17 protein-coding genes are annotated in these 12,380 nt (G+C 53.6%); 5 read left to right on the plus strand and 12 right to left on the minus strand.

All coding sequences use genetic code 11. The features are described 5' to 3' along the window. Window positions 1-7: 7 nt before the first annotated feature. The 10 genes from Q8Q07_08825 to Q8Q07_08870 form a co-directional block, all read right to left on the minus strand. Complete coding sequence (locus Q8Q07_08825; protein MDP3880388.1) at window positions 8-424, minus strand: rhodanese-like domain-containing protein; 417 nt, start codon at window positions 422-424, stop codon at window positions 8-10. Window positions 425-481: 57 nt separating this feature from the next. Then, window positions 482-1,114 (minus strand): histidine phosphatase family protein, encoded by a 633-nt coding sequence (locus Q8Q07_08830; GenBank protein ID MDP3880389.1) that lies wholly within the window; start codon window positions 1,112-1,114, stop codon window positions 482-484. Window positions 1,115-1,153: 39 nt separating this feature from the next. Next, on the minus strand, window positions 1,154-1,573 hold the full coding sequence (locus tag Q8Q07_08835) for a GIY-YIG nuclease family protein (GenBank protein MDP3880390.1): 420 nt from the start codon (window positions 1,571-1,573) through the stop codon (window positions 1,154-1,156). Between the two features lie 39 nt (window positions 1,574-1,612). Next, window positions 1,613-1,864 (minus strand): DUF4342 domain-containing protein, encoded by a 252-nt coding sequence (locus tag Q8Q07_08840; protein ID MDP3880391.1) that lies wholly within the window; start codon window positions 1,862-1,864, stop codon window positions 1,613-1,615. A gap of 18 nt (window positions 1,865-1,882) precedes the next feature. After that, window positions 1,883-2,464 (minus strand): hypothetical protein, encoded by a 582-nt coding sequence (locus Q8Q07_08845; protein MDP3880392.1) that lies wholly within the window; start codon window positions 2,462-2,464, stop codon window positions 1,883-1,885. Window positions 2,465-2,518: 54 nt separating this feature from the next. After that, complete coding sequence (locus Q8Q07_08850) at window positions 2,519-3,253, minus strand: hypothetical protein (GenBank protein ID MDP3880393.1); 735 nt, start codon at window positions 3,251-3,253, stop codon at window positions 2,519-2,521. A 19-nt stretch (window positions 3,254-3,272) separates the two neighbouring features. Further along, window positions 3,273-3,617 carry an SHOCT domain-containing protein gene (locus Q8Q07_08855; protein ID MDP3880394.1) on the minus strand — a complete coding sequence of 115 codons (345 nt, stop codon included), beginning with the start codon at window positions 3,615-3,617 and terminating at the stop codon, window positions 3,273-3,275. A 184-nt stretch (window positions 3,618-3,801) separates the two neighbouring features. Continuing rightward, window positions 3,802-4,014 carry a 4Fe-4S binding protein gene (locus Q8Q07_08860; protein MDP3880395.1) on the minus strand — a complete coding sequence of 71 codons (213 nt, stop codon included), beginning with the start codon at window positions 4,012-4,014 and terminating at the stop codon, window positions 3,802-3,804. A 29-nt stretch (window positions 4,015-4,043) separates the two neighbouring features. After that, on the minus strand, window positions 4,044-4,364 hold the full coding sequence (locus tag Q8Q07_08865; GenBank protein MDP3880396.1) for a DsrE family protein: 321 nt from the start codon (window positions 4,362-4,364) through the stop codon (window positions 4,044-4,046). Window positions 4,365-4,370: 6 nt separating this feature from the next. Further along, a complete protein-coding gene (locus tag Q8Q07_08870; GenBank protein ID MDP3880397.1) occupies window positions 4,371-4,739 on the minus strand; it encodes a metalloregulator ArsR/SmtB family transcription factor in 369 nt (122 codons plus the stop codon). A gap of 282 nt (window positions 4,740-5,021) precedes the next feature. Between Q8Q07_08870 and argF the strand changes: the two genes are divergently transcribed. The 5 genes from argF to Q8Q07_08895 are packed head-to-tail and all read left to right on the plus strand — an operon-like array spanning window position 5,022 to window position 9,789. After that, a complete protein-coding gene (gene argF / locus Q8Q07_08875) occupies window positions 5,022-5,963 on the plus strand; it encodes an ornithine carbamoyltransferase (protein ID MDP3880398.1) in 942 nt (313 codons plus the stop codon). 10 nt (window positions 5,964-5,973) lie between these two features. Continuing rightward, complete coding sequence (locus tag Q8Q07_08880) at window positions 5,974-6,726, plus strand: hypothetical protein (GenBank protein ID MDP3880399.1); 753 nt, start codon at window positions 5,974-5,976, stop codon at window positions 6,724-6,726. Between the two features lie 19 nt (window positions 6,727-6,745). Next, window positions 6,746-8,059, plus strand: coding sequence for a ribosome biogenesis GTPase Der (gene der / locus Q8Q07_08885; GenBank protein MDP3880400.1), 1,314 nt, complete (start codon window positions 6,746-6,748; stop codon window positions 8,057-8,059). Then, window positions 8,056-8,733, plus strand: a complete 678-nt coding sequence (plsY, locus tag Q8Q07_08890) for a glycerol-3-phosphate 1-O-acyltransferase PlsY (GenBank protein MDP3880401.1) — start codon at window positions 8,056-8,058, stop codon at window positions 8,731-8,733. The genes der and plsY overlap by 4 nt, the downstream gene beginning before the upstream one ends. Window positions 8,734-8,736: 3 nt before the next feature. After that, window positions 8,737-9,789: an NAD(P)H-dependent glycerol-3-phosphate dehydrogenase gene (locus tag Q8Q07_08895; GenBank protein ID MDP3880402.1), complete on the plus strand. Its 1,053-nt coding sequence runs from the start codon at window positions 8,737-8,739 to the stop codon at window positions 9,787-9,789. A gap of 8 nt (window positions 9,790-9,797) precedes the next feature. Here the strand turns inward: Q8Q07_08895 and dnaJ are convergent, their stop codons facing one another. Both dnaJ and Q8Q07_08905 read right to left on the minus strand, forming a co-directional pair. Beyond that, the gene (dnaJ, locus tag Q8Q07_08900) at window positions 9,798-10,871 is read right to left on the minus strand and encodes a molecular chaperone DnaJ (protein ID MDP3880403.1); all 1,074 of its coding nucleotides are present in this window, start codon (window positions 10,869-10,871) and stop codon (window positions 9,798-9,800) included. Between the two features lie 267 nt (window positions 10,872-11,138). Continuing rightward, window positions 11,139-12,380 (minus strand): Hsp70 family protein (locus Q8Q07_08905; protein ID MDP3880404.1); only part of this gene is annotated, 1,242 nt, incomplete at its 5' end.

Raw genomic sequence — 12,380 nt, forward strand, 5'->3', positions numbered from 1 at the left:
ACTAGTCTTACTTCACCGTAGGCAGTCCGGCCGCCCTCCAGGCAACTATTCCCCCCCCGATGTCGTATATCTTCTCAAAGCCAAGCTCGACCATCATCCCCCGGCTTTGACCGCTGCGGTTGCCGCTCTGGCAGTAGATAAGGTAAGTCTTGCTCCGGTCAAGTGCGCTGATACGGTCGCGGAAGTCAGCGGCGTAGAAATCAATATTAACGGAGCCCACGATATGTCCGTCGTTGTACTCCTGCGGTGTACGCACATCAATGATGATGAAGTCCGGGTTGTTACCGTTTTCCTGTATCAAGGCAGTGGCCTCCTGCGGAGAGATGACTTGAGCGCCGGTCTGGGCGCAGCCAGCCGCCATGACCAGCCCGAAGACCACTAACAGCGCCAGCGCGCCGAAATATTTTCTCTTGGTCCCTGTCATAACCTTTGTTTCCTCCCCTGGTATGTTTCTCCTGATTACATTATAAGCCGTGAGCTTCTAAAAGTCACTGAGCGGAGCTTGGCTGAGGGGAGCCAGGAAAGAGGTGTCATTATGGCCGGTAAGGACAAAACGACCTCTTTCATGACTGAAGGTAGTAATTCCACAGTTGTCCTGCCTGATGTTCCAGAAGTGGGAGTTGTCCAGTCCCAGCAGAGCGCAGATCAGCACCTTGTTCACCACGCGGTGAGATACCAGGACAACAATGCCGATGTGCCTGGCTATTACCTCATCCACCAGGCTGAGCGCCCTCTGCCTGACGGCATCCAGGCTCTCCGCCTCCGGTATTTTTACCCGGTGAGGGGTATTAACCCATTCATCATAAAGCTGTGGATACCTCTCCTTGACCTGTTTACTGGGTAGCCCCTGCCACTTCCCGAAATCAAGGTCATTCAACCCGGAGGCGATCTCTACCCGGAGATTATGATGGTGGGCAATCGCCTCCGCCGTTTTGAGGGCGCGCTGCAGGGGACCGGAGTAAACAGCTTCAATATCCGCTTTGTTGAGGAATTCCGCCAGCAGTTCCGCCTGGTTGATTCCGGTGGCGTTCAAATCAACATCAGCCCTGCCGCGGAATATTTCCTCGACGTTCCATGCCGTCTCTCCGTGTCTGGCTAGAATAATTTTGGTCATTTGTTTTATCTTACCATCCGCGCTCTGATCTATTATAATTCAAATCACTACCGGCTTTATCCCCAGCCGTTTAATAATTGAAATAACTTCCGCTTTCAGTTCCTCATTATCAGCAGTAAAAAAGAGGTGGCTGCAGCAGCGGCAATCGCTGCAGCCAAAGCCGGGGATGGAATCGAACTGCTGGCTGAGTGCCCGGGCCATGGCGCATTCAACCCTGTCCGTAGTCGGGCACAGTGCCATCTCGTTTATTGACGCCTCCCGTAGCAGGTAGTCGATGTGCCAGCGGGGCCTTTTATCCGCTCTAAGGTGGCGGTTTAGCCTGGCTTTGTATCCGCCCAGTGCGGAGCCGACATAAGCATAGTAACCACGGGGAAAACAGACTGTTTTAAGACTGCCCACGGAAATCGCCTGCTCACCGGGGAGGCTGATGAGCAGGATATAGCTCCCCTTTCCGGCCATGTCTAAACCGGTCTTTGCCAGACTGCCAAGATTCTCCAGTTATTCCTTGTCCTCCATCTTCTCGACCTCGATGGTGCATTCCGTGACCAGTGCGGCGAAAGCGCCCAGGGCGGCCAGCAGGGGCGCGGCAATAATTGCAATAGCTGTTGCCGGGGCACCTATTGACAGCGGAATTTCGATAACGGTGCGTCCTTCGTGGAGTAAGCGTACTCTCCTGATATTGCCTTCATGGATAAGCTGTTTTACTTTTTCCACCACCTGACTTCCCGATACGGTATATTTTTCTGTCATTATCGTCCTCCTGCATTATCAGAACCAGCCGAGGCGGAGCGGAGTGCGGTACACCCGCCAGGCGAAGAGGGCTGCGGCTACCACGAACACAATCGCGAGCCAGGGCACGTAGCTCCAGGTGACTCTTACCCCCATGATGATGGCGGTCAGCACCAGGAAAAGGCAGATACCCGCCAGGCGTTTGCGCCGGCCGCGCCAGTCCATCAGGGTGGGCCTGTCTGCAGTTGGGACTTCTTCTCCGGGCTTCACTTTATCCAGGACGCTCTCAATGCGGGGTTGTATATTGAAGTGGACGTAGCTCAGCAGTGAAACCAGCAGGGCGGTTACTCCCAGTTTGGTAATCAATGCCCAGTCGGCCCATGCCCATCCCCGTGCCCAGACCAGCAGGATACCGGTCACCACGAGGACGGTCAGGTAAGCGTAGCAGCGTACCGGCTGGTTCTTGATGATATTCTCCAGATAGCGGTCGGTATTGTAGTTAGGTGGAACGGTAAAGCGGGCGCGCTCATTAACGGTGACCAGGGCGTAGAGCGGGGCAGCCATGAAGAGCATCGCCAGCAGGTGGAAGAGCAAGACCACAATTCGTGCTTCCGTCGGCATTACAACCCTCCTTTTCTACTTGTTCCTGTCTTATACTACAGGAGATGAGCCCTGTCAATGGTTTGGTTGGTCTGACGCTTCAGCGATGAACATTCCGTGCCAGGCATGGTACCAGATTTCGCCGGAGTAGCCGTTGACGCTCAGCATACCGTAATGCTTGCCTTCAAATTCAGTCATTATCGTGTAGTAGCCGTAGTAAGCGACGATTTCATCAGCCTCGGTGCCGGGGTAGACAACGGCCAGAAAGTTTCGGGCGATTTCCAAAGCCTGCGCTGATGAAACTGTCATCTGCGCTGACTGGTAGCCGCCCATCATGCCATACTTCCTGTTCCAGGTCATGCTCTGCGGCTCGGGCTGAAGGTTGCCGCTGTACCGGTCGATGATGACTTCAATGGCTCCCCTCCCCGTGCTTACTTCAACCAGCGCCACATAAAAGTTATGGGAGTACTCCTCGAACTCGTCAATAATAAGGTCAGGATTGTTCAAGGATGCAAGATACCGCCCGGCAATTTGTCTGGCATCATCATGGGACAGCGCTGTTGGAACTCCGGAGTAGTAGCCCGTCATCCCTCCCATCATGGGCATGCCCTCCATCATATCCGGACCCATACCACCCGTCCCGTAAGGATAGGGCTGCTCCGAACCCGGTACCTGAGGCCCCATCATGCCACCACCTTGACCACCCATCATGCCGCCACCCCCGGACGGTCCCCAGACCGGAGCGCAGGAGACCAGACCCAGCAAGGTCGTTAGCACTACGGAAATGACCGCCAAATGTCTCAGTCTCATCAATAGTCTCCGATAACCTTCAAATCAGGTCTTTTTTCTTCTCTTCAAACTCTTCTTTGTCTATCTCGCCCCGTGCGTATCTCTTTTTAAGCACCTCCAGCGCTGAAGACGTTCCAGAATCCGACCTGCTTGATTCGCCGGGACGGACAGCAGCCACAACTGCCCAAATGATCAACCCTAGAACAACTATCCACAAAATAGGCATAAGAAACATGGTACCATAACCTCCCATCATACCGGGGCCCATCATACCCCAACTTCCGTATTGCCCTCCCCAGAGGATTCCGGGGACTATGGACAGGATAGCCAGAACACCTACGATGATGCCCCCTATTATCAATATTGTCTTTAGATTCTTATCCACAGCTTTCCTCCTTTCCTGATTTGTTAGCAAAGCTCCTGTCTCTATCTTCAAGATACCAAGGAAGTATGGTGAAAGTATGGAGATATGATAGAGTTTTCGTGATCCTTATCTGAAACTCGGGCATAACGCTCCTACTTCATGTATATCCATGGTAACCATACTCATTTGCCATCATAATGAGAGATTATGTCAGGTATATTTGTATCGCTTTCAGCGGGCAAGCGACAACGCACTTGGCGCAGCCCCGGCAAACGGAGGGGTCAGGCATTGGCGCCTCATAGGGCATTTCCTGTTTCAGCAACCTGTGGGGACACGCCAGAACCGCGGCACATGTACCGCTATCACAAAGTTCCGGGAGACACTTTTTGTAATCAACCAGGGCCATCTTTCCGGTCATTGCTCCGCTCCGCTAAAAGTACTATCAGTTCAGCCAAAGGTGACCAATTTATCTGAACCAGTAATAACCTCTACCAGTTGTGACATCGTTGAGATAGAGCAAACCCCGGCTTCCTGTTCTCTGGATTTAAGGCAGGTCCCGCAGGCCAGGAGATTACCACCGCCGCTGAGGAACTTCTCCCCCAACTCGGCGATATTGAAAGTCTCGCTCTTGATGCCTACTACCTCCACGCCACTGCCGAGGAGAAAGACGGTCGTCTCATTTCCCTGGCTAATACTCTCATTGGCCAGGCGCAGCGCGTTCCAGGCTGTTTCCGCATCATTGCTGTTAATGATGATCGCCAGTTTCATCTTTAGTTAGCCTCCCTGAAGTCTTTCAGAGGTCACGGCCACTACTGTCTGGCTGCTGTTTTCTTGGATAAGGGCCGCATCCTGCCTGATCTGCTCAAATAATATTTCCCGCAATAAATCGAAGGCTTCAATAAGAAGGCGGGGATTAGCTATACGGTAGTAGACCATGTTTCCCTCTTTCCTTGAGACAAGGATACGGCGTTCCCGCATCATGCTCAGGTGTTGGGACAGGTTAGCCGGCGCTAGTTCAAGCCTGACGCTGAGTTCACCGGCGCTCATCTCACCATCTCGAAGGGCATTAATCAGTTCCAGCCGCTTCGGATGAGAGAAGACCTTGCACATCTCGGCATGATAAGTATAAACTTGCTCTTCCATAAGTCCGGTTACCTGCCCGAAAGATTCTGGTACTTTAGAATTTAATAAATATCTAAATAATCCCTGAAATTATTATAATCATACTGTCCGGGGTCTGTCAATAGCCGGCGTCAGCTTTAAGTGGTTTGAGTTCCCCTTATCCTGGCATTTTTATCTTTAGTCCGGCGGTTCTTAGTTACTGGTCGGCTATTGAATAATTGTTTTTTCGTGATATACTGTACATAATCAACAGGTGGCTTTGGCTCAGAGTGTTCGTTTGGGAAATATCAGGGGGGTTATGATTTGAAAGGGAAAGACTTGCTTTCAATATCTGACCTCAGCGGTGATGATATCCTCTCCTTCATCTCTGATACTGTCGATATCAAAGCCAAGGGATGGCTTTCTTTACTGGAGCGGAAGACCTTAGCCCTCATTTTTGAAAAGCCCTCATTAAGGACCCGGGTGAGTTTTGAGGTAGCTATGGGAGGACTGGGTGGTCAGACCATCTATCTGTCTCCGGCAGAGGTTGGGCTGGGGGAACGGGAGTCAGTCCCGGATGTGGCCCGGGTGCTCAGCCGCTACGTAGATGTTATCGCCGCGCGCACCTTTTCCCACGAGACTCTGGGAATTATGGCCACCTATGCCACGGTACCCGTAGTGAACGCTCTCTCTGACCGGGAACACCCCTGCCAGGCACTGGCCGACCTGCTCACCATCTATGAGAAAAAGGATGATTTAGCGGGCTTGACCCTGGCTTTCATTGGCGATGGCAATAATGTAGCCAACAGCCTGCTGCTGGCGGCGGCATTAACCGGAATGAATTTCAGAATAGCTTCCCCACCCGGTTACACAGTTCAGCCGGAAATATGGCAACTGGCTGAGGACTATGCCGCCTCCAGCGGTGGCGAAATATTCAGCGCCGAGGACCCGGATCTTGCGGTCAGTGGCGCCGACGTCGTCTATACTGATGTCTGGACGAGTATGGGGCAGGAAGCAGAGGCGCTGGAACGCCAGCGCGTGTTCGCTAATTACCGGGTAGATAGTAAGCTCCTGTCTCTGGCTAAAGATGATGCCATATTGATGCACCCGTTACCGGCTCACCGGGGGCAGGAAGTGGCTGAGGGCATTCTGGATAGTCCGCAGTCGGTAGTCTTTGACCAGGCGGAGAACCGGATGCACGTGCAGAAGGCGCTGTTAGCCCACCTGCTGGGCGGTCTGTCCAGGCCGCTGGCTGGCTATCATTAGGGGGAATGATATGCGTAAGTTAAGGATTTTGAGTACGATAGTAGAGTGGGGCTGGTCTCCCCTGTTAATCGCGGTGCTGGCTCTGCTTGGTTATTTCTACGAGTGGCCAATCTGGCTTCTGGCGGGAGCTATGGGTGTGATTCTGGTGATCGGGTTGGTGGCGGCGGTGATTAAAGCCAGGGAAGGTGATATGGAACGCGCATCCCTGAAGCTGCGCCAGCTGTCCGGGTATTTTAACCGGCGTTTCATGGGTAACTCTTCCCTGTCCATCTTTGTCATCATCGATGGCCTGTTTAATATTGATAATCCCAGACTGTGGGATTGGGCGCGGGGTTGTGATATGGCGCAGCGAGTTTTTAATAACTGGGGCAATAGCTTTATTGACCGCATGGAAAGCGATGCCAGGACAGGCCGGTTCAGTGTTTACCTGCGTACCTATCTCAACGAGTTGTGGTTGCTTAACACTAACTATTATGAATTCGTCGAGCAGTTTCACGAGTTAGCCCTGACTATTGAGCTCCCAAAGGAGACGGTAGACCAGTTTAACCGGTTTGTCATGGAGTATAATGCCTTTGTCCAGAATCTGAGGGATATTATTACCGACCTGAAAAAGATTGCCCGGAGCGAGATTGAAGCTCCCAGTGTGAAACTGACCCAGGAATTACCAAGGATGAAACCACCCGTTCAGACCAGTGAGGACAGAGAGCCTGAATCTACGCAGAGGCAGGCTCAGCCCGGAAGAGGAGGAGGATACTATTTATAGAGAACTCTTAGAGGTGGCCGTGGGTAAACCGGTTGTGGCTATCATCGGCAGGCAGAATGTGGGGAAGTCCACCCTCCTTAACCGGGTATCCGGTAAACGGATAGCCATTACCGAGGATTTGCCCGGGACCACCCGTGACCGCATACTGACCACTGTCTCCTGGCAGGGAACTGAGTTCACCATGGTTGATACCGGAGGACTGGAACTGAAGCCTCAGTCTGCTATTGACCAGGGGGTAAAGGAACAGGTGGAGACAGCCATTGCTGAAGCTGACGCTATTATTTTCCTGGTGGATGTCAGAACAGGGATAGTACCTTTTGAGACGGAGATAGCCGCTATGCTTCGTGAGGTGGACAAACCGGTGTTACTGGTGGCGAATAAGGCGGACAACCCCAAATTCGAGGCGGAGGCGGTGGAGTTTTACGAGCTGGGGCTGGGTGAGCCTCTGGTGATTTCCGCTTACCACGGACGGGGGACCGCTGAGCTTCTGGACAAAATTATCGAGCTGCTACCACCGCCACCACCGGCACAGGCTGAACCGGAGGCCATGAAAGTGGCTATTGTCGGCCGACCCAATGTCGGCAAGTCGATGCTGCTGAATGCCTTGCTCGGCGAGGAAAGGTCTATTGTCAGCGATATTCCGGGGACGACCCGCGATGCCATAGATACTCTATTTGACTTCCAGGGGCAAAGTGTGCTAGTTATTGATACCGCTGGTATCAGGCGGCGGGGACGGGTGGAGGTAGGGGTGGAGCGGTACAGCGTTATCCGCGCCCTGCGAGCTATCGAGCGGGCTGATATCGCTTTACTGGTAATTGATGCTATGGAGCCCCTTACGGCTCAGGATATGCACGTTGCCGGCTATATCCGGCAGATGGCGAAGGGGATTATACTGGTGGTTAACAAATGGGACATGGTGGCTGATAAGAACGTGACCGAATGGGACCGTCAAATCAGGAGCCAGCTTAAATTCATAGACTATGCGCCGGTGCTGTACACCTCGGCCAAACTCGGGCAAGGAATAGATGAGATTATGCCCCAGGCGTACCGGGTCTATCAGGAGAGACTAAAGCGGCTGAAAACAGCCGCGGTCAATAACGTGGTGCAGGAAGCGGTAGCGGCCCACAGCCCGCCGCGTGTTGGCAAGAGGCAGTTGAAGATCCTGTATGCCACCCAGGCCGAGGTGAACCCGCCGACCTTTGTCTTTTTTGTCAATGATGCTGAGCTGGTCCATTTTTCCTATCAACGCTACCTGGAGAACAAACTGCGCCAGGCGTTTGGTTTCGCGGGCACCCCGCTTCGTTTAGTTTTTAAAAACAGAGGAGAATCATGATAGTTGCCACATTTGTCGCGGTAGTGATAATCAGTTACCTTCTGGGTGCCATTCCCTTTGGTTTATTAATCGCCAGGCGGAGCGCCAAGGTCGATGTCAGGCAATATGGCAGTGGCAAAACGGGGACGACCAACGTGCTGAGGGTGGCTGGTAAGAAAGCGGCGATCCTGGTATTTACTCTTGATTTGTTAAAAGGGGCGCTGGCGGTAGTACTGGCCGGTTTACTGGTCGGTAGAAGCTACCTGTTAGTAGGTAATATCAGCCTGGGATTGCTGACGGCGCAATGTATGGCGGCATTAGCGGCGATGGCGGGGCATAACTGGTCGGTCTTCCTTAAATTTCAGGGGGGAAGAGGCGTGGCCACTTTCTTCGGGGGATTGGCCGCTTTAAGCCCGGTGGTAGCTCTTTTCGGCGGGCAGGTCTTTATTATCGGCACCGGGCTGACCAGATTCGCCTCACTGGGTTCCATCGCCGGGGCAGTGGGTACTTACACCATATTATTACCGCTTACTATTCTCAATGGTTTTCCCTTTGAATACCTTATCTACACTCTAATAGGCACGATAGTGATTATCATTATGCATCGAGATAACATCAGCCGGTTATTGTCCGGTAAAGAGCGTAGACTGGGTGAAAAGGGAGAGCACGTAAACTCTCAACAGAGCGGCGAGTAATACATGTCTAAGGTTGCCGTCATTGGCACTACCTCCTGGGGAGAGACCCTGGGCATAATGCTGGCTCGTAAGGGATTACAGGTCAGCCTGTGGGCTCGTACCGAGCAGGAGGCTGTCGCCCTCAAAGATAACGGCCCTAATCCCGCCACAGTGGCCGGTATTGAATTCCCGCCCAGGTTATTAGTAACCAGTTCCTTAGGTGAAGCACTGGATAAAGCCGGGGCGGTCATACTGGCGGTACCGTCACAAAGCATGCGCCAGAATATCAAGCTTGTTGCCGGGCATCTCAAGAAGTCAATGCTCATCATCAGTGCCGCCAAGGGACTGGAGATTGGCAGCAGTCAGCGTATGTCACAGGTGATCGCTGAAGAGATAAAACCTGATTTCCATTCTAATATTTGCATTCTCTCCGGCCCCAACCTTTCCCGGGAAATCCTGTCTAACCTGCCGGCCGCTACCGTTATCGCCGCGGAAGATGACGCTATCGCCAGGAAAGCCCAGAAGTTATTAACCAGCCCGAACCTTTGCGTCTATACCAATACTGATGTCATCGGGGTTGAATTAGGGGGGGCGTTGAAAAATATCGTGGCTCTGGGGGCCGGTATCGCTGACGGGTTAGGCTACGGTGATAATGCCAAGGCGGCGCTGATTACCCGGGGCCTTACTGAAATGACGGCGCTGGGAGTGGCTCTGGGAGCTAATCCGCTTACCTTCTCCGGTCTGGCCGGTCTGGGTGACCTGGTTGCTACCTGCGCCAGCCCGTTGAGCCGCAACCATTACGTAGGGGTAGAGCTGACCAAAGGGCGTTCGCTGGCGGAGATAGCGGAATCGATGAGCGGGGTGGCTGAGGGGGTAACTACGACTCTGGTTGTCTGGGAGATAGCCCGGCAGATGGGGCTGGCAATGCCGATTACCGAAGCTATCTATCAGGTCTTATATGAGGGGGCTGACCTCCGTCAGAAAGCGGCGAGATTGATGTCAGCCGTCAACAGTCATGAGCTGGCCGGACGGAAGTGGCGACTCTTCTCTTTCCTGAGACGGCGAAAACGCTCCTGACCGGCGGCTTACTTCCTGCGTTTGGGCGGGCCCAGTGTTTTACCCAGCTTTTCAAATAGCTGACGCTGTTCCCTGGTAAGTGAATCGGGGGTGGATATCACTATCGTCACTAACTGAGAACCGCGTCCTCTTTCATAAAGATGAGGAACGCCCTTGTTTTTCAGACGGAAGACCTGCCCCGTCTGGCTACCGGCCAGGATCTTGAGCTTGACATCGCCCTCTAAAGTGGGTACATCCACCTCATCTCCGAGAGCCGCCTGGGCGAAATTGATGGGCAGCTCATAGAGAATATCGTTACCCGCCCGTGTGAAAAGCTCATGCGGTTTTACGGATAAACTGAGGTAGAGATTGCCCGGGGGGCCACCCCTTGCCCCGGCATTGCCTTCACCGGTAAGCCGTATCCGGGAACCATCCTCAATGCCAGCGGGTATTTTGACAGTGATATTCCGCTCGTGCTTCTCTTTGCCCGTACCCCGGCACTGGGGACAGGAATCAGTGATAATCCGGCCCTCGCCCTGACACCGGGGACAGGTGGCGATGTTGGTAAAGCGACCGAAGATACTCTGCTGTACCCGGCGTACCTGCCCGGTGCCGCTGCAATTAGGACACTGCACAGGCGGACTGTCCGGCGGGTAGCCGGTACCCTGGCATTGCGAGCAATGCTCGGTGCGGGAGATATTTATCTCTTTTTCAACACCGAAAACCGCTTCTTCAAAGCTGATGGTAGTCTTATAGTGAAGGTCAGTACCCGGCTGCGGCTGCTGGCGGGTAGCCGTAGTGGCTCCACCGAAGAAAGCATCAAAGATATCACCAAAGCCGCCGAAGCCAAAGCCATCACTCCCTCCGCTGAAGAACCCCTGGCTGCCACCATGCCCGAAACGGTCATAGGCGGCCCGCTTTTCGGAGTCGGAGAGCACTTCGTAGGCTTCGTTTACTTCCTTGAACTTCTCCTCGGCCCCGTTCTCCGGGTTACGGTCGGGATGATATTTGAAGGCGAGCTTACGAAAAGCGCTCTTTATTTTTTCATCGGTGGCATTTCGGTCAATACCGAGGACTTCATAATAGTCCCGTTTCGTTGCCATAGTTATTCGTTAAACCCTATCCCCTTTTCGCATATTATCATTGCGAGACCATTCCGATTTATCAGGAGGCTTCAGCCCGAGTTCAGCGTTCGACTGAGCTCACGCCGAAGTCCCGAGGGCGAAGCAATCCGGCTGGGGTATGTTTGTGCCCCTCCCCTCACGGATTGCTTCGTCGCGGAGTTTACACTGAGCGAAGTGAACGTGCTCCTCGCAATGACAGCCGTACGGAGGAAGGGCTTCGCCCCTGCTTGAACTCCCGTGAATAACTTACACCTCGCGGAATTCACCTTCGACGGTACCCTCGTCTTCTTTGCCGGGTGGTGTTTCCCCGCTGTCACCCGGGGGTGTCTCTCCAGGCGGTGGCTGCTGCTGGTAGATAGCTGTTCCTACCTTTTGCATTATCTCATTTAGTTCCTGTGACGCCCGGCGGACAGCTTCAACGTCTGTTCCCTGCAGCGCCGAGCGTACTTCACTGATCTTGCTTTCTACCTCCTGATTTAAGTCCGCCGGTATCTTGTCTTTTTGTTCCCTCAGTGTCTTCTCGGAGGTGTAAGCCAGGGTATCCGCGGTATTGCGAGCTTCTATTTCCTCACGGCGTTTGGCATCCTCACTGGCATGCATTTCGGCTTCCCGCTGCATCTTTTCAACTTCTTCTTTGCTCAGCCCGCTGGAAGCGGTGATGGTGATTTTTTGCTCTTTACCCGTGCCTTTATCATGCGCTCTGACGCTGAGGATACCGTTAGCATCAATATCAAAGCTGACCTCAATCTGGGGCATGCCTCGCGGCGCGGGTAGAATACCGTCAAGCATGAACCGCCCCAGCGTCCTGTTATCTGTAGCCATGGGTCTCTCCCCCTGGAGGACATGGATTTCCACGCTGGGCTGACTATCAGCGGCCGTGCTGAAAATCTGGCTCTTGGAGGTGGGGATAGTGGTGTTGCGGGGAATCAGAGGAGTAGCCACACCACCGAGGGTCTCAATACCCAGGGTCAGGGGAGTAACGTCAAGCAGCAGAACATCCTTAACTTCTCCCTTGAGGACACCCGCCTGAATGGCAGCACCGATAGCCACTACTTCATCAGGGTTGACTCCTTTATGGGGTTCCTTGCCGAAGAGCTGTTTTACCTTCTCCTGCACCAGTGGCATCCTGGTCTGGCCGCCCACCAGGACAACTTCGTCAATCTGGGCGGCGGTCTTGCCGGCATCCTTCAGCGCCTGGCGGCAGGGCTCCAGTGATTTTTCCACCAGGTCCATAACCAGTTGCTCCAGCTTGGCCCGGGTCAGGGTGATATTAAGGTGTTTGGGGCCGCTGGCATCGGCGGTAATAAAGGGCAGGTTTACATCGGTCTGCTGGACGGTGGAGAGTTCCACCTTGGCTTTTTCGGCGGCCTCTTTTATCCTCTGCAACGCCATCCGGTCCTGCCTGAGGTCTATCCCCTGGTCCCGTTTGAACTCGTCGCACAGCCAGTCCATAATTCTCTGGTCAAAGTCATCACCGCCAAGATGGGT

It is taken from the genome of Dehalococcoidales bacterium (genome assembly GCA_030698765.1).
GTDB lineage: Bacteria > Chloroflexota > Dehalococcoidia > Dehalococcoidales > UBA2162 > JAUYMF01.